Origin of the sequence: Enterobacter kobei (assembly GCF_001729765.1) — a bacterium.
Classification (GTDB): Bacteria; Pseudomonadota; Gammaproteobacteria; order Enterobacterales; family Enterobacteriaceae; genus Enterobacter; species Enterobacter kobei.
The window spans coordinates 1,438,152-1,464,083 of the sequence record NZ_CP017181.1 but is presented as its reverse complement, the minus strand read 5'-3'; the positions used below and the strand labels follow the sequence as shown (position 1 = coordinate 1,464,083).

Genomic DNA, 25,932 nt, shown 5'->3' with positions numbered 1-25,932 from the left:
AAACAGATTACGGTTGCAGGGCGTTGCCGACGCGTTTGTCCTTCAGGAACACCATCATCAGGCCAACCCACAGCACGCCATTGGCGAGGTTAAACAGACTGAACAGACCGTTGCCACCCATCGCGTAAGCGTGCTTGCTCACCTCGATACCGACGGTAAAGATCAGCATCTGCAGCATACCCATCGCCGCGGACACCGTGCCTTTACTCATCTCGCTGGCAAACAGCGTCAGGCGCACCAGCCCGGCGTTCGCCACGCCAATCCCGAAAGCATAAAGGCTGAGCCCCGCCGTCATCCACAGATAAGCGTGGGATGACGCAACGGTCGCCACCGCGGCCAGAATCAGCCCTGCTGCAATCGGCCAGCCACCCATAATAATCAGTGAACGCACGGTGCGGCGTGACGTCAGACGTGCCAGCACCAGGTTACCGATAATCAGCGCGCCAAAAATCGGCACCTGCAGCAGACCATACTCGTAGCTGCTGAGCTTTTCACCGCTGATGATAATGACCGGAGACTGCGCAATCCACGCCAGCAGCGGCAGGCTCACAAACCCGGTCGCCAGCGCCCCCGCCAGAAAGCGGCCATTCTTCAGCACTTCTTTGTAATCCCGGCCCAGCTCCTTGAGCGAGAGTTTTTCACCCAGACGGGTCGCCGTTTCCGGCATTGCGCGGTGCAGGCCAAAGAACGCGATAGCGGCGAGAACCGCAAAGAGGATAAACATCCCTTCCCAGGGCGCAACATGTACCCACGCGGCGCCCACCAGCGGCCCGAGTAAAGGGGCAATCAGCGCCACGTTTGCCATGAGCGCGGTAATTTTGATACACACCGCCTCTTCAAACGACTCCTGAATGGCGGCATACCCCACGGCACCGATAAAGCACAGGCTCACCCCCTGCAGGAAACGCAGCAGGGTAAATTGCTCAATGTTTTGCGCCAGCAGCGTAGCGAGGCAGGTGACGATAAACCACACCACGCCGGTCAGCATCACCGGACGGCGGCCAATACGATCCGACAGCGGCCCTAACAGCCACTGTAAAAACATGCCGCCAGCCAGATAGGCGGTCATGGAGGTCGGCACCCATTCAATTCCCGCGTTGTACTGCTCCACAACGGCCAGCATGCCGGGCTGGATCATATCGTTGCCGATATAGGTGGAGAATTCGTAGAGCACCAGACACAGGGGGAAAAGCAACGCCTGACGACCCAGACGTGAACCAGAAGAAGAACGGTTTAACATGCAATCTCTTTAAAATGACAAAATCGCGACGAGTGTAATGAAATGCCGCAGCCCGAGATAGTGATTTATCGAGGATAAACAGAAATAAAGCACATATCGTCTTCGTTTAAGGTTTCCTTAAGTTGACAGATTTATGATAGCCCGATTACTCGTCAACGATCCCAAATTATGGCACTCACTTCCAGCCGTTCAGAATTGTCTAACTTACAGACAAATAAGACAAAACGACTTTACCGCTTACCCTCCCGCTTTTATGGTTATCAGCTTTTCGTGCTGTTAGTCCTTGCCGTGGTGTTTACGTGGCTTTCGCGCGATGAAGCGCTCGACAGATGGATCACTGGTTTTTGGTATGACGCGGCGACGCAGAGCTTCCCGCTGCAGAAAGACCACCTGCTGGATTTGCTCAACCATCGTCTGGCGAAGTATATCGCCATCGCCTTAGGTGCCGTGGCGCTGCTTTACGGCGCTTACAAACGTAACGCCAGGCTGGTTACGGCGGCGCTGCTGATGGGGCTTGGCGCGCTGGTAGTGGGCGTACTGAAAAGCATTAGCCACCACAGCTGCCCGTGGGATCTGGTGGAGTATGGCGGGAAGGCGATGTCTTACCCCCTGTTTAGCGCCGTCCCGACAGACAGCGGGCCGGGGCGCTGTTTCCCCGGCGGCCATGCCTCCAGCGGTTTTATGGTGATGGGGCTGTTTTTTGACTTCTGGCGCGAGCGTCCACGTCTCGCCTGGAGCTTTGTTGCCCTCGGCGTGCTGCTGGGTCTGGCGATGGGCTTCGGTCAGGTGATGCGCGGGGCACATTTTTTCTCTCACAACCTGTGGGCCGGGTGGTGGGTTTGGTTTTCCCAGGTGGCCGTCTACGGGCTGGTTTCCACCCGGTTTGCAAAAGAGTGATAACGCTATGCTAGAGAATCTGAATTATCAGCTGTTTTATCAGATCAACGCCACACCGGCCTCGCCAGAGTGGATGATTGATTTTGCCACCTTCCTGGCAAAAGATCTGATTAGTATCGTGCCTGTGTTGGCCGCTATCCTCTGGCTCTGGGGCCCTCGCAGCCAGGTGAAGGCACAGCGCCAGCTGGTGATCAAAGTCGCGATGGCGCTCGGGGTCAGCGTACTGGTTAGTTATATTCTCGGCCATGCGTTCCCGCACGATCGTCCTTTTGTCGACCATGTCGGTTATACCTTCCTGCACCACGCGCCGGATGACTCCTTCCCGAGCGATCACGGTACGGTTATCTTCACCTTCGCGCTGGCTTTCCTGTTCTGGCATCGCCTGTGGTCTGGTGCGGTGCTGATGGTCGCAGCCGCGGCGATTGCCTGGTCCCGCGTGTATCTTGGCGTCCACTGGCCGCTGGATATGGTCGGCGGTTTCCTGGTAGGACTGATTGGCTGCGTGAGCGCGGCAATCCTGTGGAATCTCTTCGGTGAAGCGCTCTACCGGGGGCTCTCTTCCCTTTATCGCGCCATTTTTGCCCTCCCGATCCGCAAAGGCTGGATACGTGACTAACCCCAACCGGACAGGTTACACTGAGCCCCCGCCCTGCGGGGGCTCATTTTTTTTATCCTGAGGAACTATGGAAACACGACGCGATGACCGCATAGCTCAGCTGCTTCAGGCGCTGAAGCGTAGTGATAAGCTGCATCTTAAGGAAGCCGCCAACCTCCTCGGCGTCTCAGAGATGACCATTCGTCGTGATCTGAACAGCGACAGCGCTCCCGTGGTGCTGCTGGGCGGGTACATTGTGCTTGAGCCGCGTAGCGCCAGCCATTATCTGATAAGCGATCAGAAAACGCGTCTGGTGGAAGAGAAACGCAAAGCCGCGCGCCTGGCCGCCACGCTGGTACAGCCGCACCAGACGCTGTTTTTTGACTGCGGCACCACCACGCCGTGGATTATCGAAGCCATCGACAGCAGTATTCCCTTTACCGCCGTGTGTTACTCCCTGAACACCTTTCTGGCGCTGCAGGAGAAACCCGAGTGCCGGGTGATCCTCTGCGGCGGTGAGTTTCACGCCAGCAACGCTATCTTTAAGCCGCTCAACCTGCAGGACACGCTCAGCAACTTATGTCCGGACATCGCGTTCTATTCCGCCGCGGGCGTGAATGTGCGTCAGGGGGCGACCTGCTTTAACCTGGAGGAGCTGCCGGTAAAGCACTGGGCATTAAGCGCCGCGCAATACCATGTGCTGGTGGTCGATCACAGTAAGTTTGGTAAGGTGCGGTCGGCAAGAATGGGCGAGCTGGCGCAGTTTGACGCCATCGTCAGCGATTGCCGCCCGGATGAGGAAATTGTGGTCCATGCGAAGGCGCAGCAGGTGAAGTTGATGTATTGAGAGGGGTGCGGCCTGATGCCCGCACCCCGCCCCTCTCCCACAGGGAGAGGGAGAAAAGTATGATGGATTAGCTGAACCAGCTGCCAAACCAGCTGTGGAATTTCATCAATACGAAATCCCACATCCGGCTGAAGAAGCCACCCTCTTCTACCGCTTCCATCACGATCAGCGGACGCTGTTCAATTGACTTCCCGTTTAACTGGAAATCAATCGTCCCGACCACCTGGCCTTTTTTCAACGGCGCGGTGAGCTGCGGGTCGGTCAGGGTAAAGCTGGCCTTCAGGTTTTTCAGCTGACCGCGTGGAATGGTCACGGAACCGGCTTCTCCCGCCCCGAGATTCACTTCACTCTTATCCCCAAACCAGACGCGCTGGCTGACGAACGTGGCATCCGGTTTAATCGGCGTCACGGTTTCATAGAAACGGAAGCCCCAGGTCAGCAGTTTTTCTGATTCGTTAAACCGGATGCGGTCGGTTTTGGTGCCCAGCACAACCGAGATCAAACGCATGTCGCCCTGCGTCGCAGAGGCCACCAGGTTATAGCCCGCGCCCGCCGTGGTGCCGGTCTTCATGCCGTCCACGTTAACGTTGCTGCTCCACAGGAGACGGTTACGGTTCGGCTGGCGAATTTTGTTGAAGGTAAACTCTTTCTCTTTGTGGATCGCGTATTCATCCGGTACGTCGTGGATCAGCGCTTTCCCCAACAGCGCCATGTCGCGCGCGGTACTGAACTGTCCAGGCGCATCCAGGCCGTGAACCGTTTTGAATGTCGTGTTGGTTAAGCCGAGTTTCTGCGCATAGCCATTCATCAAACCAATGAAAGAATCCTGACTGCCGGCCACATAATCGGCCAGCGCGATACACGCGTCATTTCCCGACTGAATAATTACCCCTTTATTCAGATCGGAAACGGACACCTGATCCCCTGGCTTCAGGAACATCACCGATGACCCGCGCAGCGCGGGGTTACCGGTCGCCCAGGCGTCCTTTCCGATGGTGACCATATCGTCCAGCTTGATCTTTCCGGCTTTCAAGGCCTGGCCGACCACATAGCTGGTCATGATTTTGGTCAGGCTGGCCGGATCGAGTTTCTCATCGGCATTGCCTTCCGCCAGCACTTTCCCGCTGGCATAGTCCATCAGGATCCAGGCGCGCGCATCCACCGGTGGCGCTTCGGGCGCAGCCTGTTCTGCTGCGTAGAGAGTTGGTGCAAACAGGAAAAGGAGCGCAGAGCCTGCCGCCAGGCTGCGCAGAGAAGTCATTTTTCGCGTCATAAATGCCACCCGAGTGTCCATTCAAAAATTACGTCACATCACCGTGTCGCAAGAAGCGATGAGTAATAGCGCACTAAAACGGTGAAAGAAACCCAGCGAGGGTAAAGTTATTAAAGTTTATGCAATAACATTCATTTACGCTTTGATTCAGGCGATTTTTTTGTCTTCTGTTGCGTAATTGTTAGGTTTATCTCACCATGGCGAAAAAGGTGACCCGGATTCACAACTCATCAGGAGTAAATATGATTACGCTGTGGGGCAGGAACAATTCGACCAACGTGAAGAAAGTGCTCTGGACGCTGGAAGAGCTGGATTTACCGTTTAATCAAATTATGGCTGGCATGGCATACGGGGTAAACAGAGAGGCCGACTATCTGGCGATGAACCCGAACGGCCTGGTGCCGCTGCTGCGCGATGACGAAACCGACGCAACGCTTTGGGAATCTAACACCATTGTGCGCTACCTCGCCGCCCAGTACGGCCTTGGCCGTCTGTGGGTTGAAAACCCGGCGCAGCGCGCCCAGGGTGAAAAGTGGATGGACTGGGCAAACCAGACATTCTCTCCTGTTCACCGGGTGATCCTGATGGGGCTGGTGAGAACCCCCGAGGCCGAGCGCGACTATCCCGCTATTCATGCCGCTCAGGATGCCTGTGAAAACCTGTTTGCCATGATGGATGACGAACTGGCGAAGCACGCCTGGTTCTCCGGCGAGACGTTCGGCGTGGGGGATATTGCCGTGGCGCCGTTTGTCTGGAACCTGACCAATATGGGGCTGAACTGGACGCCGCGCCCTCACCTTGAACGCTGGCTCAAGCAACTGAGCGAGCGTCCGGCGTACCGTAACGTCGTGATGACCCCGGTCACCTGATTACGCACCGGACGGGCTGACTTTTAGCAGTTGCCCGTCCGTTTCATCGGTGAGCACATACAGATACCCGTCCGGCCCCACCCGCACATCGCGAATACGTTGATCCCGATCGCCCAGGATGCGCCCGTCCTCCGTGACCTTGTTTCCGTCCACGCTCAGGACGATAACGTCTTTCTCCTTCAGCGCCCCAATAAACAGTTTGTTTTTCCACTGCGGGAAAACGTCGCTGTTGTAGAACGCCATGCCGCTGACCGCGGGCGAGACTTTCCAGACAAACAGCGGCTTCTCGGTTCCCTCGACGTGTTCACCTTTGGCTTCGGGGATTTTCAGGCCACTGTAATTAATGCCGTGTGTCGCCAGCGGCCAGCCGTAATTTTTGCCTTTCTCCGGGATGTTGATTTCATCCCCGCCGCGCGGGCCATGTTCGTTCAGCCAGAGCGTGTCGCTCCACGGATTCATCGCCATTCCCTGCGGGTTGCGAATGCCATAAGACCAGATTTCCGGCCGTGCGCCGGCGGTGTTCACAAAGGGGTTATCCGCAGGCACTTTACCGTCCTCGGTCAGGCGCACCACTTTCCCCTGCAGCTTGTCCAGGTCCTGCGCCGTCGGGCGCTGGTTGTTCTCGCCGAGTCCGATAAAGAGGTAGCCTTTGCCGTCAAACACCAGCCGTCCGCCAAAATGGTTACCGGTAGAGAGTTTCGGCATCTGGCGAAACACGACCTGGAATGCCTCGATGCGGGAAAGATCGTCGCTTAAGCGGCCATAACCCACCGTCGTTCCGGCTTTGCCGTCATGCCCTGCTTCGGCGTAACTCAGCCAGACGCGGCGCGACGTTGCAAAATCCGGCGCCAGCACCACGTCCAGCAATCCTCCCTGACCGTTCGCCCAGACCTTCGGAACGCCGACAATGGGATCGGAAAGCCCTTTTCCGGCCTGCCAGTGTTTGAGCTGCCCGCCCTTGAGGGTGACCAGAAGCCCTTTATTGTCCGGCAGGAACGCCATCGACCAGGGGCGATCGAGTCGGTTTTGCAGCACCTCGACCTTCACCGCCTCTGGCGCCGCAAGAAGTGAAAAGGAAAAGCACAACGCAGGAAGGAAAATCAACGAGGACCGTGGCATGACGCGCTCCTTTTTCGGCAGATGGCATAAAGATTAGCCAGTACCTCCGGGCGCGTTACCACTTTTACAAAAGCTTAATCAGAAGGGGGAGTTGCCTCCCCCGGGCTCAGTGTTGTTCAAGCTTCTCATGCTCGGACAGACACATGATGCATAGAGAGAGCGTTGTCAGGCAGTTTTCAAGCTTCTCCGCGTTTACAGCGATAAAATTCGGGCAGTCGTGGCGTCCGTTCATCAAACATACCCCAGCAATGGAGAGCACCTCAGCGGCACGACGCAGCGCCATTAACTCGCATTCATCGTATTCCGCCCTCAGGATCGGTGCTTTTTCACGCATGAAATTGCAAAGTTCAAACAGATTATCACGCAGATGTTCGCTTTCGCTGACTGACATATAGCCTTTGGCCTTCCTGAGCTGCAGATAAGCGGCCAGGTCGATTCGGGCGTTGATCAGCTTGTTAAGCAGATCGCGTTTCAGTCTGTCAACGGACATGCTATTTCCTCCTCTGTAAGCCATGTTGCACAGTCAGAATAAGTTCATTTATTGTACAGTTTAATGCCTGAGATCAATTATTCTTAACTGATTAACATTATTTACAATGTTACAACCTCTGCCCGGTACATCCCGCTTGCAAAGAGTGTATAAATCCCACGCGATACGCTGTAAAATCCCGCCCTGATAACTCCATAATTGATGAATTTTTAACCTATGAGCAATGTTACGCATCCGCCGAAATCGGCTTCGTCTCCCTCGGCTGCCTAAAGGGCGAAAATAATACGTTGCTGCCTTGGCTCTAAACCCCGGTAGTTCTGACCCTGACGCAAAAACGCCGTGATAAAAACCCGGCGCTTTTAATCAACATTTAATGCTTAGTGTCAAAGGCTCATTTCTCAAGAAAGCCCGGTTTAACATTGGCTTTGCGTCATCCTTAGACCTCTTGAACAACTCCTTTAGGACTATCTTCGCGGTCATCTCGGGGATAAAAAATGATGTCAGAGCCGTCAGGATGTTGGGTCAGGCGCTTAAACTCCAGTATGTTTTTGATATCTTCACATTTTGAAGTATCCGCAACATTTTAGACTGAACGAACAAACTCCAAGAATTCACTTTCTGTGTAGCCACGAAATGACCGCTTCAAGATATTTCTCCGCCAGCGATTTGCACGATAACGTCTTTAGAATAGAATTTTTCGCCGAGTAAATTTTCTAAATCCAATGCCTGTGTTTGGCTAACATTGAACCCTGCGATGCCTTTGACAAATGCCTCTTCGTCATCCGACCCCCACCCCATAATAGCAGCAACTCCTTTCAGTTTGCTCTTAGGGATCTCAACCTCTAAAACCAATTCTTCGCTTTGTTTATCAAAGACTTCCACAGAATAGATTACCATCACTTTTCTACCTTTCTGGTTGGATCTGCTGGCTTGGTTTGCTCACCTGTTATGTGATTGAACTCTCCTAAATGGTTGCGGCCCGAACGGTCATAAACTTCGACTGTGCCATGTTGAGAATCCCATTCATAAATTTTACCTTTGGCATCTTTCCATCTTGCCCGAAGTTGTCCGCCACCTTGAATAGCTGTCTTACGTGGTGCTCTTTTCGCATCAGGGAATGCTGGTAATGGAGGGGTCCCTTTTGGTGCAGTGTGGTATTTGTGATCCGCATTCAGATAGACATAAATCGGATCGAAGGTCCCTGCTGGATGCACCAGAATATAATCCCGGAATGAACGTTCTCCCGGTGCTGGGGTAACTGTTGACCACAGGCTGTTGATTTCACTTTCCGGGTAAACCAGTACATTCGGAGGAATATAGACGTTGTCCTGGCTGCCGGTATTGGTCGGGGAAGAATATCCCGGATAGTCAGGAGTCCAAACGACTATCGGCTTATCTGCGCCATCCTCCCAGAACTCATAGTTCCCGGTGGTGGTGTTCTTCTGAAGCATGCGCACTGGCACTCGGTCCTGTCCGCCTCCGGCGCTGACATGGAAGCCTTTCGGCCTCATAATGCCGAACTGGTCAGCCTCCCAGCGAAAGCGAACACGGGTCGGAACATCTTCTTTATTCCGTGCGGCCTGCTCAAGGCGCATTTTATTAATGTTGTCCTGTTCGCCACTGTTGAGCTTTGGCGAGTAGAACATGCCAAACAGAAAAACGGTTGGAGGACTCGGGGCTATCCAGCGACCAGCCGTCGAAAGATTTCCTCCAATTTTCTGCACTGCTGCGTATCCGGCCTCAATTGCTGCATCATTGGCGATCCCTGCTGTAGTCGCGGCCCTTGCTGTTGCCATCCCTGCGGGGGCAGGGTTGAATCTGATTATACGAACGAGATTTCAAATCGTGCAGAAAAAAACTGACTGTACTTTTATCTCAGTAAACGATCCCTTTAATTTTTTGTCAAAAATCGGGATGCCTAGGATTTGATTATTTTGTGATCTTAAGGTGAGTACTTTTAGCGAGGACGAAAAAGCGGCCTACATAAGGCCGCGTACGGTAGATCACCAACGAAGTTCCGAGGTTGGCAAGAAAGTAACAGCAACAACCATATCTGCCATGTCATAGCGGATTTGCATTGTGATTGGGATGTGGAAATCTTCAACAGTGAATCGCTCAATCCTGCCGATTTCCTGCTTCATGATTACTCTCGGCGGAATGCTGTTTTCTGGTTCACCAAAGTTTTCATGAATCCAATTGCGAGACATGCTTTTCTTAAGAGGCGTTGGTAACTCGTTAGGGAATGTCCAATCACTCAAAGTATCATGTTGTATGCTTAATGTAATTTCTTTAAGTAAACGACCATCACGTTTGAACGCTAAAAACACGCCCTCTTTCGCCATATCAAGGCTAATTGTTGGTGAACCTGATGCTCCTTTGGGATCGCTTTTATAGGTTATCAATCCAGAATCAACCAAATCTTTATAAGATTTACCTAAACTACGGATCAATGCTGTAACATTTACTGTCATTAGTACAATCCTTGCTCTGTATTCAGCTTGTGCATTTTAGCTCTGGCGGATTCAACTTGTTCTTCAGTAGCCCCATAATCTTTAAGGGCCGGTTTTATTGCATCAAAATTCCGATCCAAGGCACTCCTCAAATTCTTCGCATCCCTTGCAATTTGCTCTGGTTTGTTACGTCCACCGTAAGTTTGACTGATTTTCTGGTGAACTTCTTTTGGCACAACAATTGCAGCTACCCGATCTGCCATTTTCCTGATCAGTTTTTGATCAAGTCCAGGATACTCATCCATTAAGAATTGTTCAACTGCGGCTCTTGACGGCATATGATCAGCCTCATACTTGCCTTGTCGAGAACGCCCTGTGAAATCCTTGTACAATTCAACTTCCAGTAGTTCAACTGGGGGCTTGCTGAGGTAGATGTAGATCGGCGGGTGTATGTTCCCCGGAAACACCAGAATGTAATCCCGAAAATCCTTCTCTTCCGGTACTGGTGTTGTGGTGATAGTTACGCCCTGAATTTCGGGATGTTCAAGCCCCGGAATCGTTACAGTACCCGCTTGCGGGCTGTTGTTCCCAGTATTCCAGCTATCTTGCGATCCCGGCGTACTCGCTGGTGTCCATGTGATCAGAGGCTTATCGATTCGCTCGTCACCCCAAAATTCATAGCTACCATCCATCTGCTTTTCGAGCATCCGGACACGAACCTGATCACGCCCACTTTCAGTACTGGTATGATAGCCAACGGCTTTTAATCGCCCGGTTTCATCGTCAGTGATCCAGTTGTAGCGTACACGTGTTAGTACGGTTCCCTTTCTGTGTGCGACTTCCAATAACTTTTCAGGCGTTAGCAGATCGCTCTTTTCACCCTTGAGTTTTGACTGGACGATCGCCCCCATAACAACAAACGGCAAATTCATCGCAAGCGAACCGCTCCAGACTTCAGGGCCGGAAAGGTGTTTCATCGTATGCGTAAGGGCTTTCGCTGCGTCCTGATTCGCTTTTGCTGTAGCCCCTCCCGCTGCTGCTGCCATTCCTGCTTGTGCTGAACCGCCCATAACAACCGGAGGCGGGGGAAGTGGCATTGCTTCCGCTTCACCAAAAAAGAAACCTGTCACTTTATCAAACAGTGATTTTTTCTTCGGTGGCTCTGGCGGCGGTGGAGTTTTCTTCTTTGCGGCCTGTGCGTGCTGTTCTGGCTCGGGGGCTGGCTGCGATGGTCTGGACTGATAGAAACTCATTTCGCCAATGTTGGCTTGTGGTTCTTCCGCTATTCTTGCATCAGTATTGCCAGTACCGCGAAGTACTGATTTAGCAAATACAGGGATAGCGGTAATTGCTGCTGCCGCAGCTGCCATTTTGGTAATGGGCCATTCCGCAGCCCGTTTACGGTGCTCTTCGAAATGGTCGCCGGGGCTGTCTTCCACCCAAAGTGTTGTGCTACCCAGCACCTGATTGTTTTTACAGTTACAAAGTACCCGATCGCCAGTGGCTACACAGGCTTTGTCTTCCGCAAAGTGGTACGCGGTCCCATTGATCTGAAATGGCCCGTTGCAGGTTTCTAGTGGGCACCATGCCATATCGCCATTCAGGGCAATATTTCTTTCTTCGATAATCGTCGATGAAGCTGAAATCACCTCCCCGCCGCTCGTAGTCTTGTCTCCAAGCCTTACCAGTGCTCTGGTCATAATCCCTCATGAATCATACTGATATAGAAAGCATAATATCCAAAAAGTGACTTAACTTAAATCAATCAGGATGCAAGATCTCCACGCCTTGCAAGGGAACGCATTCCGGGCAACCAGCAAAAAAAGGTCGCTTTCGCGGCCTTATTGCAAATACAGACAGTTATTAAGAACGTTCAAGTACCCTATACACAAGTAGGAACATGCTGCCTCGCTCCAGTAGCCAATAGTAATCCGGCTCAACTACACGTACATTCTGACCTGAATCCACTCGGTTGATTTGTAACAGTAATAACCAGAAAAATCGGTTAGGACCAAAAAGCCGCGCTAACCGCAATTCTTCAGTACAAATTTCCCCCCAACCTCTGTAGAATCCCTGCCTGACCATTCCAAAAATCGAACAATTTTTAACCTATGAGCAATGTTACGCACCCGCCGAAAATCGGCTTCGTCTCCCTCGGCTGCCCGAAAAACCTGGTGGATTCCGAACGCATCCTTACCGAACTTCGTACCGAAGGCTATGACGTGGTGCCAAGCTACGACAACGCCGATATGGTGATTGTGAACACCTGCGGGTTTATCGACAGCGCGGTTCAGGAGTCCCTGGAAGCCATCGGTGAAGCCCTGACGGAAAACGGCAAAGTCATTGTGACCGGCTGTCTGGGCGCGAAAGAGGACCAGATCCGCGAAGTGCATCCGAAGGTGCTGGAGATCACCGGCCCGCACAGTTACGAGCAGGTGCTGGAACATGTTCATCACTACGTGCCAAAACCAAAGCACAATCCGTTCCTGAGCCTGGTGCCGGAACAGGGCGTGAAGCTGACGCCGCGTCACTACGCTTACCTGAAAATTTCCGAAGGCTGCAACCATCGCTGCACCTTCTGCATCATCCCGTCCATGCGTGGCGATCTGGTGAGCCGTCCGATTGGCGACGTGCTGGCGGAAGCTAAACGTCTGGCCGATGCTGGCGTGAAAGAACTGCTGGTGATTTCCCAGGATACCTCTGCTTACGGCGTAGACGTGAAGCACCGTTCCGGTTTCCACAACGGCGAGCCGGTGAAAACCAGCATGGTGGGCCTGTGCGAGCAGCTCGCGAAGCTGGGGATCTGGACGCGTCTGCATTACGTCTACCCATATCCGCACGTTGACGACGTCATTCCGTTGATGGCGGAAGGCAAAATCCTGCCGTATCTGGACATCCCGCTGCAGCACGCCAGTCCGCGTATCCTGAAGCTGATGAAACGTCCTGGCTCCGTTGACCGTCAGCTGGCACGCATTAAACAGTGGCGCGAAATCTGCCCGGATCTGACCCTGCGCTCAACCTTCATCGTCGGCTTCCCGGGTGAAACCGAAGAAGATTTCCAGATGCTGCTCGATTTCCTGAAAGAAGCGCGTCTGGACCGCGTAGGCTGCTTCAAGTACAGCCCGGTTGAAGGCGCAACCGCCAACGAACTGGCGGATCAGGTGCCCGAAGAGGTGAAAGAAGAGCGCTGGAACCGCTTTATGCAGCTGCAACAGCAGATCTCTGCTGAACGTCTGCAGGAGAAAGTGGGCCGTGAGATCATGGTTATCATTGACGAAGTGGACGAAGAAGGCGCAATTGGCCGCAGCATGGCGGATGCCCCTGAAATCGACGGCGCGGTGTACCTGAACGGCGAAACTCGCGTTAAGCCGGGTGATATTATTCGCGTGAAGGTTGAAAACGCGGACGAATATGACCTCTGGGGTAGCCGGGTTTAATCGCACTGCACCTCATTTCCAGGCCGGGTAAGGCGTAGCCGCCACCCGGCACATTCCACTGCCCTACCCCTTAATCCTCGGATCCAGCGCGTCGCGCAGCCCATCCCCCAGCAGGTTAAACGCCAGCACGGTCAGGAAAATCGCCAGACTCGGGAAGATCGCCACGTGCGGGGCAATCACCATATCTGCCCTCGCCTCGTTCAGCATCGCGCCCCACTCCGGCGTCGGTGGCTGTGCGCCTAACCCCAGAAACGACAGGCTGGCCGCAGAAATAATCGACACGCCGATGCGCATGGTGAAATAGACCACAATAGACGACACCGTTCCCGGCAGAATATGGCTGAACAGAATGGTGGCATCGCTGGCCCCCATGCTGCGGGCGGACTCGATAAACGTCTGCTGTTTAAGCACCAGCGTGTTGCCGCGCACAAGGCGGGCAAAGGCGGGAATCGAAAATACCGCAACGGCAATAATCACGTTCGCCATGCCGCTGCCCATAATGGCCACCACGGCAATGGCCAGCAGAATACCCGGGAAGGCAAACAGCACGTCACAGATTCGCATGATGATGCGGTCCCACCAGCCTTCGTAATATCCGGCGACGAGACCCAGCACGGTACCGATTGCCGCGCCGATCAGTACCGCAAACACCCCGGCGGCAAGCGAGATTTGCGCCCCCACCAGCACGCGGCTGAAGATATCGCGCCCAAGGGAATCCACGCCGAACCAGTGGAGCATGGACGGCCCATCGTTCAGGCGGTCGTAGTCAAAATAGTTTTCCGCATCAAACGGCGCCACCCAGGGTGCAACGATGGCCACCGCAATCAGCAGCAGCACAAACAGCCCCGCCGTCATGGCGACCGGCTGACGGCGAAAACGCCGCCAGAATTCCGACCACGGCGTGCGGATATGCTCCGGTTTCAGCCCCGGCATAGCGTTTAAAACGGCCTGACGTCGCCAGTTCAACAATCGCATTTTACTTATACCTGATGGCCGGGTTAATGGCGGCGTAGAGCACATCCACCACTAAATTGATAAGAATAAACTCCAGGGAGAAAAGCAGGACTTCCGCCTGAATTACCGGGTAGTCGCGCATCTCGACCGAATCGACCAGCAGACGCCCCAGCCCCGGCCAGTTGAAGACCTTTTCCACGACGATAGAGCCGCCCAGCAGAAAGCCAAACTGCAGCCCCATCATCGTCACCACCGGGATCATCGCATTACGAAACCCGTGCTTAAGAATGACCCACTTCTCGCTGACCCCTTTCGCCCGCGCGGTGCGTATATAATCTTCACTCAGCACGTCAACGAAGGAGGCGCGGGTAAAGCGGGCCATTACCGCCGAGACGGCAGCCCCCAGCGTCATAGAGGGCAGAATGTAATGCTTCCAGGTATCGGCCCCAACGGTCGGCAGCCAGCCCAGCTCAACGGAGAAGATTTGCATCAGCAGCATCCCCAGCGCGAACGCCGGAAAAGAGATACCGGTGACCGCCAGCGCCATACCAAGCTTATCTGGCCAGCGGTTGCGCCAGACCGCCGCAACAATCCCGGCGCCCAGCCCAAACACCACTGCCCAGCTCATACTGGCAATCGTTAGCCAGAACGTGGGCATAAAGCGGCTGGCGATTTCCTCCGCTACCGGACGACGCGACACCATCGAGATGCCAAAATCGCCCTGCAGAACGTTGCAAATGTAATGAAGAAACTGCATATACAGTGGCTGATCGAGGCCCAGTTGCTTGCGCACCAGCTCAATGACGGCGGCATCTGCTTCCGGCCCGGCAACCAGACGCGCCGGATCGCCCGGCAGCATATGCACAAACAAAAATACCAGTATCGCCACAATCAGCAGCGTCGGGATAAGCCCAAGCAAGCGTTTACAAACATAATTCAGCATGAGTGTTATTTTAAATCCGCATCGTCAAAGCTAAAGCCCGTATCCGGCATGATGTAGAATCCGGTCAGCGCTCTGTTATGGGCTGAAACCAGTTTCTCCACCACCAGCGGTACCCACGGCGACTCTTTCCAGATAAGGTCCTGGGCGTCTTTGTAAAGGCGCGCTTTCTCTTCCGGTTTAGTGGTTTTCAGGGCATCGGCCAGATCGTTGTCCACCTGCGGATTGCTGTAAAACGCGGTGTTAAACAGGGTTGGCGGCCAGTTTTGCGAAGCAAACAGCGGTGCAAGCGCCCAGTCGGCTTCACCGGTCGACGCCGACCAACCGGTATAGAACATCCGCACGCCGCTCTCTTTCTGCCCTTTCCCCTCGACCTCCGCGGCCCGCTGACCGGCATCCATCGCGGTGACCTGCACCTTGATGCCCACCTGCGCCAGCTGCTGCTGGGTGAACTGCAGCACCTTCTGGGCGGTACTGTGATTATGCGACGACCACAGCGTGGTGCTGAAACCGTTCGGGAAGCCCGCCTCTTTGAGCAGCTCGCGCGCTTTAGCCGGATCGTACGGCCACGGCTGATAGCTTTGCGCATAGGCAATAGCCGGAGGCAGCACGCCGGTCGCCGGGGTGGCATAGCCCGCAAAAGCGACCTTCACCAGCGCCTGACGGTTAATCGCATAGTTGATCGCTTCACGTACCTTTGGGTTATCAAACGGCTTCTGCGTGACGTTCATGCTGATATAGCGCTGCATGATTGACGGACTGGCCACCAGCTCCAGCTTGCTGTTTTTCTGCAGAATAGCGGCCTGCTCATACGGGATGGGGAAAGCAAACTGCGCCTCACCCGTTTGCAGCATCGCTGCGCGGGTATTGTTATCCACCACCGGACGCCAGGTGATGGTGTCCAGCTTCGGCAGCCCTTTCTGCCAGTACCCTGGGAATTTCTTCACCTTCACAAAATCGGTCTGGTTCCAGGTGAGCAGCTCGTACGGGCCGGTACCGACCGGGTGGAAGCCAATCTCCTTGCCGTACTTTTTCAACGCGGCAGGCGAGATCATCGCCGTTGCCGGGTGCGCCAGTATATTGATAAACGCCGAGAATGGCGCTTTCAGCGTGATTTTGACCGTCGTCGGATCCACCGCCTCGGTGCTGGCGATGTTTTTATAAAGGTTATAGCGCTTCAGGCTGTTTTCCGGGTTGCTGGCACGGTCAAGGTTGACCTTTACCGCCTCCGCATTGAAATCGGTACCGTCCTGGAACTTCACGCCGGAACGAAGCTTGATAGTATAGACCAGACCGTCGTCGGAGACGGTATACCCCTGCGCCAGAACATTTTTGAGCTTCATCTCGTTATCCAGGCCGAACAGCCCCTGATAGAACGATTTCGCCACCGCCTGGGAAAGCGTATCGTTGGCGTCATACGGATCCAGCGTGGTGAAGTTGGAGCCGACAGCAACCACCACATCTTTGGCAGCGAACGCGGGGGCAGCGGCCAGGGCTGCCGTCACGCTCGCGGCTAACAACCATCTACGCGCTACAAAAGTAACCATTGTGTTCTCCTGCCTGTTGTAAGTTATAACCGCGAAAACGCATTGTCCTGACGCGGGGGAGCGACGAAATGACCCGGCCCGACTTCGCGCAGCGTCACGCGCTCCACGGCCTCGCCGCGTTTGCGAATATTGCTCGGCATTTCATCCTGCAGCAGCACGCGCTGGCCGTGACGATGCGCGGGGTCAGCAACCGGTACCGCCGCGATAAGCTTGCGAGTGTAAGGATGTTGCGGGTTCTCAAACACTGCCCTTCGCGGACCTATCTCCACGATTTGCCCCATGAACATCACCGCCACGCGATGGCTGATGCGCTCGACCACCGCCATATCGTGCGAGATAAACAGGAAAGCGATGCCCATATCCCGCTGTAAATCGAGCAATAAGTTGATGATTTGCGCCCGGATTGAGACATCCAGCGCCGAAACGGATTCATCCGCAATCACCACTTTCGGGTTCAGCGCCAGCGCACGGGCAATGCAGATACGCTGCCGCTGCCCGCCGGAAAACTCGTGCGGATAACGCCAGGCATGTTCCGGCTTGAGGCCGACGCGCTCCAGCAGCCAGGCCACGCGGCGCTGCGCTGCTTCGCCGTCGAGCAGATTATGCACCCGCAGCGGCTCCATAATGGAGTACCCCACCGTATGGCGCGGATCGAGGGAGGCATACGGATCCTGGAAAATAAACTGAATATCCCGGCGTACCGCCTGTAATTTGTTGTCTGGCAGGGTATCGATTCGTTCGCCGTTAAAGGTGATTGTCCCTTCCTGCGTCTCCACCAGCCGAAGCAGTGCGCGTCCGGTGGTGGATTTCCCGCAGCCGGACTCCCCCACCAGCGCCAGCGTTTCGCCCGGCCATAAATCGAAACTGACGTTTTCGACCGCGTGGACTTCGCGCTTCAGGCGATTGAAAATCCCGCTGCGCAGCGGAAAACGGGTCACCAGGTCGCGCACTTCAAGAATGGGTTTGCCCGGCACCACGGTATCCTGCTCGCGTTCATCCTCCTGCTGCCCTGTCGCTTCAAGGGAAATCAGCGGAAAACGACGCGGCAGGTCGCTGCCGTTCATCGCGCCAAGACGCGGCACCGCCGCCAGCAGCGCTTTAGTATAAGGATGCACAGGGGCATGAAAAATCTGTTCGACCGTGCCGGTTTCCACCGCATTGCCCTTGTGCATCACCAGCACCCGGTCGGCGATGTCAGCCACCACGCCCATATCGTGGGTGATAAATATTACCCCCATCTCCATCTCTTGCTGCAGCACTTTGATAAGCTGCAGGATCTGCGCCTGAATCGTCACGTCCAGCGCCGTTGTCGGTTCATCCGCAATCAGTACCGCCGGACGGCAGGAGAGCGCCATGGCAATCATCACCCGCTGGCGCATACCGCCGGAAAGCTGATGCGGGTAACGTCCCAGAATGGCCTGCGCCTCGGGAATGCGCACCAGCTCCAGCATCCTTCTGGCTTCGTTGAGCGCCTCATCGCCGCTTAGCCCCTGATGCAGCCGGATGGACTCGGCAATCTGTTCCCCTACCGGGAAAACCGGGTTAAGCGAAGTCATCGGCTCCTGAAAGATCATCGCAATATCTGCCCCGCGCACGCCCTGCATCTGCGCGCCGCTCAGCTCGTTTAAATCAATGACCTGACGATTACGGCGGCGCAGGAGCATCTTCTCGCTGCTGATTTGCCCGCCCGTCTGTTCCAGCAGACGCATCAGCGCCAGCGCGGTGACCGATTTACCGGAACCGGATTCGCCAACAATTGCCAGCGTCTCGCCGCGTCTGAGCGAGAACGATAAATTTTCTACTGCGGGGATGAACTGCCGCTCTTCCTGAAACGCAATATTCAGCTGATGGACAGCCAGTACTTCGCCGTTGTCCAGCTCTTCACTGTGCGGCACGCGCGGCCCCCTTATTCACGATAGATGCCCGTGCTCGGTTCATCACCGGCGTAACCCCAGGCGCGATACATCCCTTCGCTGTTAAACGGCAGGGCCACGTTGCCCTCACGGTCCACGGCAATTAGGCCGCCAACGCCGCCCAGAGCAGGCAATTTTTCCATCACCACGCGCTCGCAGGCCTCGCTCAGGCTTAAACCGCCGTAATCCATCAGCGCGGTGATGTCGTAGGCCGCGAGGGCGCGAATAAACACTTCCCCGGTGCCGGTACACGACACCGCCGCCGTGGCGTTATTGGCATAGCAGCCGGCGCCCGGCAGCGGGCTGTCGCCGACGCGGCCGGGCAGCTTGTTGGTCATGCCGCCCGTTGAGGTCGCCGCCGCGAGGTTGCCGGCCTTATCCAGCGCCACCGCGCCGACCGTGCCCATTTTGGTGGTCTCATCCAGCGGCGCAGCATGATCAAGCTGCGTCATACCCGCTGAACGGGCTTCCAGCAGTTGCTGATAGCGCTCCTCCGTGGAAAAAAGATCGGGCGATACCGGTTCCATTCCGTGCTCACGGGCAAATTTCTCCGCCCCGGCGCCCGTCAGCAGAACGTGCGGGCTCTCTTCCATCACCAGACGCGCCGCCAGCACCGGATTACGCAGATGACTCACGCCCGCAACGGCCCCTGCCTTCAGGGTGACGCCGTCCATCACGCAAGCATCAAGCTCGTGGGTTTCATCCCGGGTAAAGACTGAACCGATGCCAGCATTAAAGAGCGGACACTCCTCCAGCAGACGCACCGCCTCGGTGACCACATCCAGCGCGCTCTCGCCCGCTTCCAGCATTTTCTGACCTGTTTCAACAATGGCGTACAGCGCGTCAATATAACGCTTTTCCTGCTCAGGACTGAGCTGTGCACGGGTGATTGCCCCTGCGCCACCATGAATTGCGATTACCGCATTAACCATTCGCATCACCCGTTAGCCTGATTCGCGGCTTTTTCTATAAATATCATTATCGTCGATGAAACTTCAGATGATTTTTGAATATAGAAAGACGCAACTGTGATGTAAAGCGTACACCCATCGGGTCATACAGTTAGCCGCACTTTTCTGCCATAATGGACGCTTTCGTTGTTACTCCTCAGGAGCCCACCATGGATTTTACCGCCGGACTGATGCCGCTTGAGACGGCACTCACGCAGATGCTTGACCGACTTTCCCCGCTGCAAGACGTCGAAACGCTGCCCCTCGTGCGCTGTTTTGGCCGAATCGCCGCGCGCGATATCGTCTCTCCGCTTAACGTGCCGGGGTTCGATAATTCCGCGATGGACGGTTACGCGGTACGCCTGGCGGACCTCCAGACGGGCAACGCCCTGCCGGTGGCGGGTAAAGCCTTTGCCGGTCAGCCGTTTAGCGGTGAAAGGCCTGTGGGCACCTGCGTGCGCATCATGACCGGCGCGCCGGTTCCGCCAGGCTGCGATGCCGTGGTGATGCAGGAAGAAACCGAACAGACGGACGACGGCGTGCGTTTTACCGCCAGCGTCAAAGCGGGCCAGAACATCCGCCGTACCGGCGAGGACATTAACCTTGGCGCAACGGTCTTTGCCGCCGGGCAGAAGCTGACGGTGGCGGAGCTTCCGGTGCTGGCCTCGCTCGGCATCGCGGACATTGACGTTATCCGGAAAGTGCGCGTCGCGGTGTTCTCCACCGGTGACGAGCTGCAGCTGCCGGGCCAGCCGCTGCAGGACGGTCAGATTTACGACACCAACCGGCTGGCCGTCCACCTGATGCTGGAGCAGCTGGGCTGCGAAGTGATTAATCTCGGCATCATTCCTGACGATCCGGAAAAACTGCGCGCGGCATTTATTGAGGCGGATAAATCCGCAGATGTGGTCATCAGCTCCGGCGGCGTCTCCGTGGGGGAAGCGGATTACACCAAAACCCTTCTTGAAGAGCTGGGCGAAATCGCCTTCTGGAAGCTGGCAATCAAACCGGGCAAACCGTTCGCGTTTGGCAAGCTTCCGCACAGCTGGTTCTGCGGTCTGCCGGGTAACCCGGTCTCAGCGGCACTCACCTTTTACCAGCTGGTGATCCCGCTGCTGGCGAAGCTTTCCGGCAACGCCGCCAGCCCGCTGCCGGAACGCCTGCGCGTGCGCGCCGCGACGCGCCTGAAAAAATCGCCGGGTCGGCTTGATTTCCAGCGCGGCATTCTGGCGCATAACGCGCACGGTGAGTTGGAAGTCAGCACGACCGGGCACCAGGGTTCGCACATTTTCAGCTCCTTCAGCCTGGGCAACTGCTTTATCGTGCTGGAGCGCGAGCGCGGCAACGTGGAAGCGGGTGAATGGGTTGAGGTAGAGCGCTTCAACCACCTGTTCGGAGGCTGACATGACGGTGGAACTGAGCGACCAGGAGATGATGCGCTACAACCGCCAGATTGTCCTGCGCGGATTTGATTTCGAGGGACAGGAAGCACTCAAGGCGGCCAGCGTGCTGGTTGTTGGCCTCGGCGGGCTCGGCTGCGCCGCCGCGCAATACCTGGCCGCGGCGGGCGTGGGCAGGATGACGCTGCTGGATTTTGATACCGTATCGGTGTCTAATCTCCAGCGCCAGACGCTGCACAGCGACGCGACCATTGGCGAGCCAAAAGTGGAATCCGCCCGGGCTGCCCTGGCGCGCATCAACCCCAACGTTCAGTTCACCCTGCTTGACGCGATGCTGGATGACGAGGCGTTATTTGCGCAGATTGCGCAGCACGATCTGGTGCTCGACTGCACCGATAACGTCGCCGTTCGTAACCAGCTTAATGCAGGCTGTTTTGCCCACACAACCCCGCTGGTCTCCGGCGCGGCGATCCGCATGGAAGGGCAGATCAGCGTCTTCACCTATGCGGAGGGGGCCCCCTGCTACCGCTGCCTGAGCCGTCTGTTTGGTGAGAATGCGCTAACCTGCGTTGAGGCGGGCGTGATGGCGCCGCTCGTCGGCGTGATTGGGTCGCTGCAGGCGATGGAAGCGATTAAAGTGCTGGCACATTACGGTACGCCTGCCGCAGGAAAAATCGTGATGTATGACGCGATGACCTGCCAGTTCCGCGAGATGAAGCTGATGCGTAATCCGGGATGTGAGGTTTGTGGAGGTTAAAGCAAACGGCAACCTTCAGGTTGCCGTTTTAGTGTTTGCTCCCTCTCCCTGTGGGAGAGGGTTGGGGTGAGGGCATCAGGCCGCACCCGTCAGATCGACGTCCGACCAAACGCCCCCTGCCAGTCCTGCTCAAACTTCACAATCGCTGCGTCTACCGCAGGAGAGGTAATAAACTGCTGCGCCACGTCCAGCGGCAGCGTGATGGACTCGCATCCTGCCAGCAGGCAGTCCAGCGCCTGACGTGGGGTTTTAAAGCTCGCGGCCAGCACTTTTGATTGCGGGGCGTGCAGCGTCAGCAGCTGTTGCAGCTCAACCACGGTCTGGATACCGTCCCCGCCCTGCGCGTCCACGCGGTTCACGTATGGCGCGACATACTCTGCTCCTGCCAGCGCGGAGAGCATACCCTGGGCCGCGCCGTACACCGCCGTACCCAGCGTCGGAATGCCTTCCGCTTTCAGCATCTTGATGGCTGCCAGCCCTTCGGCAGTTACCGGCACTTTCACCACCAGGTCGTTAATCATCGCGCGCAGCTTACGCGCGTCTTCCACCATACCTTCAGCGGTCGTCGCCATCACCTGCGCGAACAGACGGCCTTTACCGCCCATCGCGTCGTGCAGCGCGGGCAGAAGCTCATCCAGCGGCGTTTTACCTGCCGCCACAATGCTTGGGTTGGTGGTCACGCCCGCCAGCGGGAAGATACGCGCCAGCTTTTTGACTGCCGCAACGTCAAACGTCAGATGTGTCGAGATAAAGTTCCATGATGTCACCCTCAAAATTAGCCTGCACTTAACCTATCACAGGAAAACCTGCTCAGGAGTTGACCTGCATCAAGATAACTTTCATTCGAAAGTCATTTAATCTTCATATGCAACTTGAGGGTAAAAACATGATCTTCAATATTCAGCGTTACTCCACCCACGATGGCCCCGGTATTCGTACCGTGGTTTTCCTGAAAGGCTGCTCGCTGGGCTGTCGCTGGTGCCAGAACCCGGAAAGCCGTTCCCGTAGCCGGGACGTGCTGTTTGATGCGCGCCTGTGCCTTGACGGCTGCGACCTGTGTCAGCAGGCGGCGCCTGGCTGTATCGAACGCGCGCTGAATGGTCTCGTCATCCACCGTGAAAAATTGCGTGAAGAGACGCTCAACGCCCTCACTGACTGCTGCCCGACGCAGGCGCTGACCGTATGCGGTGAAGAACGGCAGGTGGGCGAGATCATGGCGACCGTGCTGCGCGATAAGCCCTTTTACGACCGCAGCGGCGGCGGTATTACGCTTTCCGGCGGCGAGCCGTTTATGAACCCGGAGCTGGCGCACGCGCTGTTTAAAGCCAGCCACGAACAGGGGATCCACACCGCCGTTGAAACCTGTCTTCACGTGCCGTGGCACTATATCGAGCCTTCATTACCGTACGTCGATCTGTTCCTCGCCGACCTGAAACACGTCGATCCTGAGGTGTTCAAACAGTGGACGGACGGCTCGGCCAAACGGATCCTCGATAACCTGAAGCGCCTTGCCGCTGCCGGGAAAAAAATCACCATTCGCGTACCGCTGATTCAGGGGTTCAATGCCGATGAAGCGTCCGTGACCGCCATTACCAACTTCGCCGCCGATGAACTTGGCGTCGATGATATTCATTTTCTGCCGTATCACACGCTGGGCATGAACAAATACACCCTGCTTGGCCAACCCTACTCTGCCCCTGACAAACCGCTGGATAACCCTGCCCTGCTGGACTTCGCGCAGCAGTACGCCTGCCAGAAAGGGTTAACCGCGACCTTACGAGGATAAACCTATGACGACGTTAAATCTCAACACCCTCAGCGAGCGCATCAAGGCGCACAAAACCGCGCTGGTCCATATCATTAAGCCGCCGGTCTGTACCGAGCGCGCGCAGCATTACACCGAAATGTACCAGCAGCACATGGACAAGCCGATCCCGGTGCGTCGCGCCCTGGCGCTGGCGCATCATCTGGCTGAGCGTACCATCTGGATCAAACACGACGAGCTGATTATCGGTAACCAGGCAAGCGAAGTTCGCGCCGCACCTATCTTCCCGGAATACACCGTCTCCTGGATTGAAAAAGAGATCGACGATCTGGCGGACCGTCCGGGCGCGGGCTTTGCGGTAAGCGAAGAGAACAAGCGCGTCCTGCATGCGATCTGCCCGTGGTGGCGCGGCCAGACGGTGCAGGATCGCTGCTACGGCATGTTCACCGACGAGCAAAAAGGCCTGCTGGAAACCGGTATTATCAAAGCCGAAGGCAACATGACCTCCGGCGACGCGCACCTGGCGGTAAACTTCCCGCTGGTGCTGGAGAAAGGTCTCGACGGCCTGCGCGCTAAAGTCGCCGAGCGCCGCTCGCGTATCAACCTGACGGTGCTGGACGATCTGCACGGCGACCAGTTCCTGAAAGCGATCGATATCGTGCTGGACGCGGTGAGCCTGCACATCAAACGTTTTGCCGCTCTGGCACGTGAAATGGCGGCCACGGAAACCCGCGAAAGCCGCCGCGACGAGCTGCTGGCAATGGCGGAAAACTGCGACGTGATTGCCCACGAGCCGCCAAAAACCTTCTGGCAGGCGCTGCAGCTGTGCTATTTCATTCAGCTGATCCTGCAGATTGAGTCTAACGGCCATTCCGTCTCCTTCGCGCGTATGGACCAGTATCTCTATCCTTACTACCGCCGCGACGTCGAGCTTAACCAGAGCCTCGGCCGCGAACACGCTATCGAGCTGCTCCACAGCTGCTGGCTGAAGCTGCTGGAAGTGAACAAGATCCGCTCCGGCTCGCACTCTAAGGCCTCTGCCGGTAGCCCGCTGTACCAGAACGTCACCATCGGCGGCCAGAAGCTGGTCAACGGTGAGCCAATGGACGCGGTCAACCCGCTCTCCTACGCGATTCTGGAATCCTGCGGTCGCCTGCGCTCCACTCAGCCGAACCTGAGCGTGCGTTACCACGCAGGCATGAGCAACGACTTCCTTGACGCCTGCGTACAGGTGATCCGCTGCGGCTTCGGGATGCCGGCGTTCAACAACGATGAAATCGTTATCCCGGAATTTATCAAGCTCGGCGTTGAACGTGATGACGCCTATGACTACGCGGCCATCGGCTGTATCGAAACCGCCGTGGGCGGCAAGTGGGGCTATCGCTGCACCGGCATGAGCTTTATCAACTTTGCCCGCGTGATGCTCGCCGCGCTGGAAGGCGGCCGCGACGCCACCAGCGGTAAGGTATTCCTGCCGCAGGAAAAAGCGCTCTCTGCCGGTAACTTCGATAACTTCGAGGAGGTGATGGCGGCGTGGGATACGCAGATTCGCTACTACACCCGCAAATCCATCGAAATTGAGTACGTGGTGGACACCATGCTGGAAGAGAACGTGCACGATATTCTCTGCTCGGCGCTGGTGGACGACTGCATCGAACGCGCGAAAAGCATCAAGCAGGGCGGCGCGAAGTATGACTGGGTTTCCGGCCTGCAGGTGGGTATCGCCAACCTCGGCAACAGTCTGGCGGCGGTGAAGAAGCTGGTGTTTGAACAGGGCTTCATCGGTCAACAGCAGCTGGCGGCGGCGCTGGCGGATGATTTCGACGGGCTGACCCACGAGCAGCTGCGTCAGCGTCTGATCAACGGCGCGCCAAAGTACGGTAACGACGACGACAGCGTGGATATGCTGCTGACGCGTGCTTACCAGACCTACATTGAAGAGCTGAAGCAGTACCACAACCCGCGCTATGGTCGTGGTCCGATTGGCGGTAACTACTACGCGGGCACCTCCTCCATCTCCGCAAACGTGCCGTTTGGTGCGGCAACGATGGCGACTCCGGACGGACGTAAGGCGCATACCCCGCTGGCGGAAGGGGCAAGCCCGGCGTCCGGTACCGACCACCTCGGCCCGACGGCGGTCATCGGCTCCGTGGGTAAACTCCCTACCGAGGCGATTCTGGGCGGCGTGCTGCTGAACCAGAAGCTGAACCCGTCGACGCTGGAAAACGACAGCGATCGCCAGAAGCTGATGGTGCTGCTGCGCACTTTCTTCGAGGTGCATAAAGGCTGGCATATTCAGTACAACATCGTCTCGCGCGAAACGCTGCTGGAAGCGAAGAAACACCCTGACCAGTACCGAGATTTAGTGGTACGCGTGGCGGGCTACTCGGCGTTCTTCACCGCCCTGTCGCCGGATGCACAGGACGATATTATTGCGCGTACCGAGCATACGCTGTAAAAAAACGCCCGGTGGCGCTGCGCTTACCGGG

23 protein-coding genes and 1 pseudogene are annotated in these 25,932 nt (G+C 56.2%); 9 read left to right on the top strand and 15 right to left on the bottom strand.

Annotated features, from left to right (window positions below):
- Window positions 1-7: 7 nt before the first annotated feature.
- Window positions 8-1,240, bottom strand: a complete 1,233-nt coding sequence (locus BFV64_RS06940) for an MFS transporter (RefSeq protein WP_014883144.1) — start codon at window positions 1,238-1,240, stop codon at window positions 8-10.
- A 168-nt stretch (window positions 1,241-1,408) separates the two neighbouring features.
- On the opposite strand from BFV64_RS06940, the gene BFV64_RS06935 reads away from it, so the two are divergent.
- The 3 genes from BFV64_RS06935 to deoR all read left to right on the top strand — a co-directional run bounded on the left by BFV64_RS06935 (window position 1,409) and on the right by deoR (window position 3,579).
- Complete coding sequence (locus tag BFV64_RS06935; protein WP_069601847.1) at window positions 1,409-2,137, top strand: phosphatase PAP2 family protein; 729 nt, start codon at window positions 1,409-1,411, stop codon at window positions 2,135-2,137.
- A gap of 7 nt (window positions 2,138-2,144) precedes the next feature.
- Window positions 2,145-2,753, top strand: coding sequence for an undecaprenyl-diphosphate phosphatase (ybjG, locus tag BFV64_RS06930; RefSeq protein WP_023332497.1), 609 nt, complete (start codon window positions 2,145-2,147; stop codon window positions 2,751-2,753).
- Between the two features lie 67 nt (window positions 2,754-2,820).
- Window positions 2,821-3,579: a DNA-binding transcriptional repressor DeoR gene (gene deoR, locus BFV64_RS06925; RefSeq protein ID WP_023332496.1), complete on the top strand. Its 759-nt coding sequence runs from the start codon at window positions 2,821-2,823 to the stop codon at window positions 3,577-3,579.
- A 67-nt stretch (window positions 3,580-3,646) separates the two neighbouring features.
- Here the strand turns inward: deoR and dacC are convergent, their stop codons facing one another.
- Window positions 3,647-4,852, bottom strand: a complete 1,206-nt coding sequence (gene dacC / locus BFV64_RS06920) for a serine-type D-Ala-D-Ala carboxypeptidase (protein WP_014883140.1) — start codon at window positions 4,850-4,852, stop codon at window positions 3,647-3,649.
- Between the two features lie 242 nt (window positions 4,853-5,094).
- Between dacC and BFV64_RS06915 the strand changes: the two genes are divergently transcribed.
- Window positions 5,095-5,721 (top strand): glutathione S-transferase family protein, encoded by a 627-nt coding sequence (locus tag BFV64_RS06915; protein ID WP_023332495.1) that lies wholly within the window; start codon window positions 5,095-5,097, stop codon window positions 5,719-5,721.
- On the opposite strand, the gene BFV64_RS06910 is transcribed toward BFV64_RS06915, so the two are convergent.
- The 7 genes from BFV64_RS06910 to BFV64_RS06880 form a co-directional block, all read right to left on the bottom strand.
- Complete coding sequence (locus tag BFV64_RS06910) at window positions 5,722-6,840, bottom strand: PQQ-dependent sugar dehydrogenase (RefSeq protein ID WP_023332494.1); 1,119 nt, start codon at window positions 6,838-6,840, stop codon at window positions 5,722-5,724.
- A gap of 106 nt (window positions 6,841-6,946) precedes the next feature.
- A complete protein-coding gene (gene bssR / locus BFV64_RS06905) occupies window positions 6,947-7,330 on the bottom strand; it encodes a biofilm formation regulator BssR (protein ID WP_023332493.1) in 384 nt (127 codons plus the stop codon).
- Between the two features lie 436 nt (window positions 7,331-7,766).
- Window positions 7,767-7,883 (bottom strand): bacteriocin immunity protein, encoded by a 117-nt coding sequence (locus BFV64_RS26105; protein ID WP_369796275.1) that lies wholly within the window; start codon window positions 7,881-7,883, stop codon window positions 7,767-7,769.
- 89 nt (window positions 7,884-7,972) lie between these two features.
- Window positions 7,973-8,227 carry a DUF7683 domain-containing protein gene (locus tag BFV64_RS06895; RefSeq protein WP_023332492.1) on the bottom strand — a complete coding sequence of 85 codons (255 nt, stop codon included), beginning with the start codon at window positions 8,225-8,227 and terminating at the stop codon, window positions 7,973-7,975.
- Window positions 8,227-9,126, bottom strand: a complete 900-nt coding sequence (locus BFV64_RS06890) for an S-type pyocin domain-containing protein (RefSeq protein WP_052687573.1) — start codon at window positions 9,124-9,126, stop codon at window positions 8,227-8,229. The genes BFV64_RS06895 and BFV64_RS06890 overlap by 1 nt, the downstream gene beginning before the upstream one ends.
- Window positions 9,127-9,333: 207 nt before the next feature.
- Window positions 9,334-9,801 carry a DUF6392 family protein gene (locus BFV64_RS06885; RefSeq protein ID WP_023332490.1) on the bottom strand — a complete coding sequence of 156 codons (468 nt, stop codon included), beginning with the start codon at window positions 9,799-9,801 and terminating at the stop codon, window positions 9,334-9,336.
- Window positions 9,801-11,480: an S-type pyocin domain-containing protein gene (locus tag BFV64_RS06880; RefSeq protein WP_045134210.1), complete on the bottom strand. Its 1,680-nt coding sequence runs from the start codon at window positions 11,478-11,480 to the stop codon at window positions 9,801-9,803. The genes BFV64_RS06885 and BFV64_RS06880 overlap by 1 nt, the downstream gene beginning before the upstream one ends.
- Window positions 11,481-11,891: 411 nt before the next feature.
- Between BFV64_RS06880 and rimO the strand changes: the two genes are divergently transcribed.
- Window positions 11,892-13,217 (top strand): 30S ribosomal protein S12 methylthiotransferase RimO, encoded by a 1,326-nt coding sequence (gene rimO / locus BFV64_RS06875; RefSeq protein WP_045134211.1) that lies wholly within the window; start codon window positions 11,892-11,894, stop codon window positions 13,215-13,217.
- A gap of 63 nt (window positions 13,218-13,280) precedes the next feature.
- Here the strand turns inward: rimO and gsiD are convergent, their stop codons facing one another.
- From gsiD to iaaA, 5 genes are read right to left on the bottom strand one after another with little or no spacing between them, the layout of a single operon-like run.
- Window positions 13,281-14,192, bottom strand: coding sequence for a glutathione ABC transporter permease GsiD (gene gsiD / locus BFV64_RS06870; protein WP_014883135.1), 912 nt, complete (start codon window positions 14,190-14,192; stop codon window positions 13,281-13,283).
- A 1-nt stretch (window position 14,193) separates the two neighbouring features.
- Window positions 14,194-15,114 (bottom strand): glutathione ABC transporter permease GsiC, encoded by a 921-nt coding sequence (gene gsiC, locus BFV64_RS06865; protein WP_014883134.1) that lies wholly within the window; start codon window positions 15,112-15,114, stop codon window positions 14,194-14,196.
- A gap of 5 nt (window positions 15,115-15,119) precedes the next feature.
- Entirely contained in the window at window positions 15,120-16,658 is a 1,539-nt protein-coding gene (gene gsiB / locus BFV64_RS06860) for a glutathione ABC transporter substrate-binding protein GsiB (RefSeq protein WP_023332485.1), read from the bottom strand.
- Between the two features lie 23 nt (window positions 16,659-16,681).
- Window positions 16,682-18,553: a glutathione ABC transporter ATP-binding protein GsiA gene (gene gsiA, locus BFV64_RS06855; protein ID WP_023338180.1), complete on the bottom strand. Its 1,872-nt coding sequence runs from the start codon at window positions 18,551-18,553 to the stop codon at window positions 16,682-16,684.
- A gap of 11 nt (window positions 18,554-18,564) precedes the next feature.
- The gene (gene iaaA / locus BFV64_RS06850; protein WP_032637926.1) at window positions 18,565-19,503 is read right to left on the bottom strand and encodes a beta-aspartyl-peptidase; all 939 of its coding nucleotides are present in this window, start codon (window positions 19,501-19,503) and stop codon (window positions 18,565-18,567) included.
- 188 nt (window positions 19,504-19,691) lie between these two features.
- Here iaaA and moeA point away from each other — a divergent pair, with 188 nt between their 5' ends.
- Window positions 19,692-20,924, top strand: a complete 1,233-nt coding sequence (moeA, locus tag BFV64_RS06845; RefSeq protein WP_069601846.1) for a molybdopterin molybdotransferase MoeA — start codon at window positions 19,692-19,694, stop codon at window positions 20,922-20,924.
- Between the two features lies 1 nt (window position 20,925).
- Window positions 20,926-21,678 (top strand): molybdopterin-synthase adenylyltransferase MoeB, encoded by a 753-nt coding sequence (gene moeB / locus BFV64_RS06840; protein ID WP_069601845.1) that lies wholly within the window; start codon window positions 20,926-20,928, stop codon window positions 21,676-21,678.
- An 89-nt stretch (window positions 21,679-21,767) separates the two neighbouring features.
- On the opposite strand, the pseudogene fsa reads toward moeB, so the two are convergent.
- Window positions 21,768-22,437, bottom strand: a pseudogene (gene fsa, locus BFV64_RS06835) (fructose-6-phosphate aldolase).
- Window positions 22,438-22,564: 127 nt separating this feature from the next.
- Here fsa and BFV64_RS06830 point away from each other — a divergent pair.
- Together BFV64_RS06830 and BFV64_RS06825 are read left to right on the top strand one after the other, a co-directional pair.
- Window positions 22,565-23,464: a glycyl-radical enzyme activating protein gene (locus BFV64_RS06830; RefSeq protein ID WP_069601844.1), complete on the top strand. Its 900-nt coding sequence runs from the start codon at window positions 22,565-22,567 to the stop codon at window positions 23,462-23,464.
- Between the two features lie 4 nt (window positions 23,465-23,468).
- Window positions 23,469-25,901 carry a formate C-acetyltransferase/glycerol dehydratase family glycyl radical enzyme gene (locus BFV64_RS06825; RefSeq protein ID WP_069601843.1) on the top strand — a complete coding sequence of 811 codons (2,433 nt, stop codon included), beginning with the start codon at window positions 23,469-23,471 and terminating at the stop codon, window positions 25,899-25,901.
- Window positions 25,902-25,932: the final 31 nt, after the last annotated feature.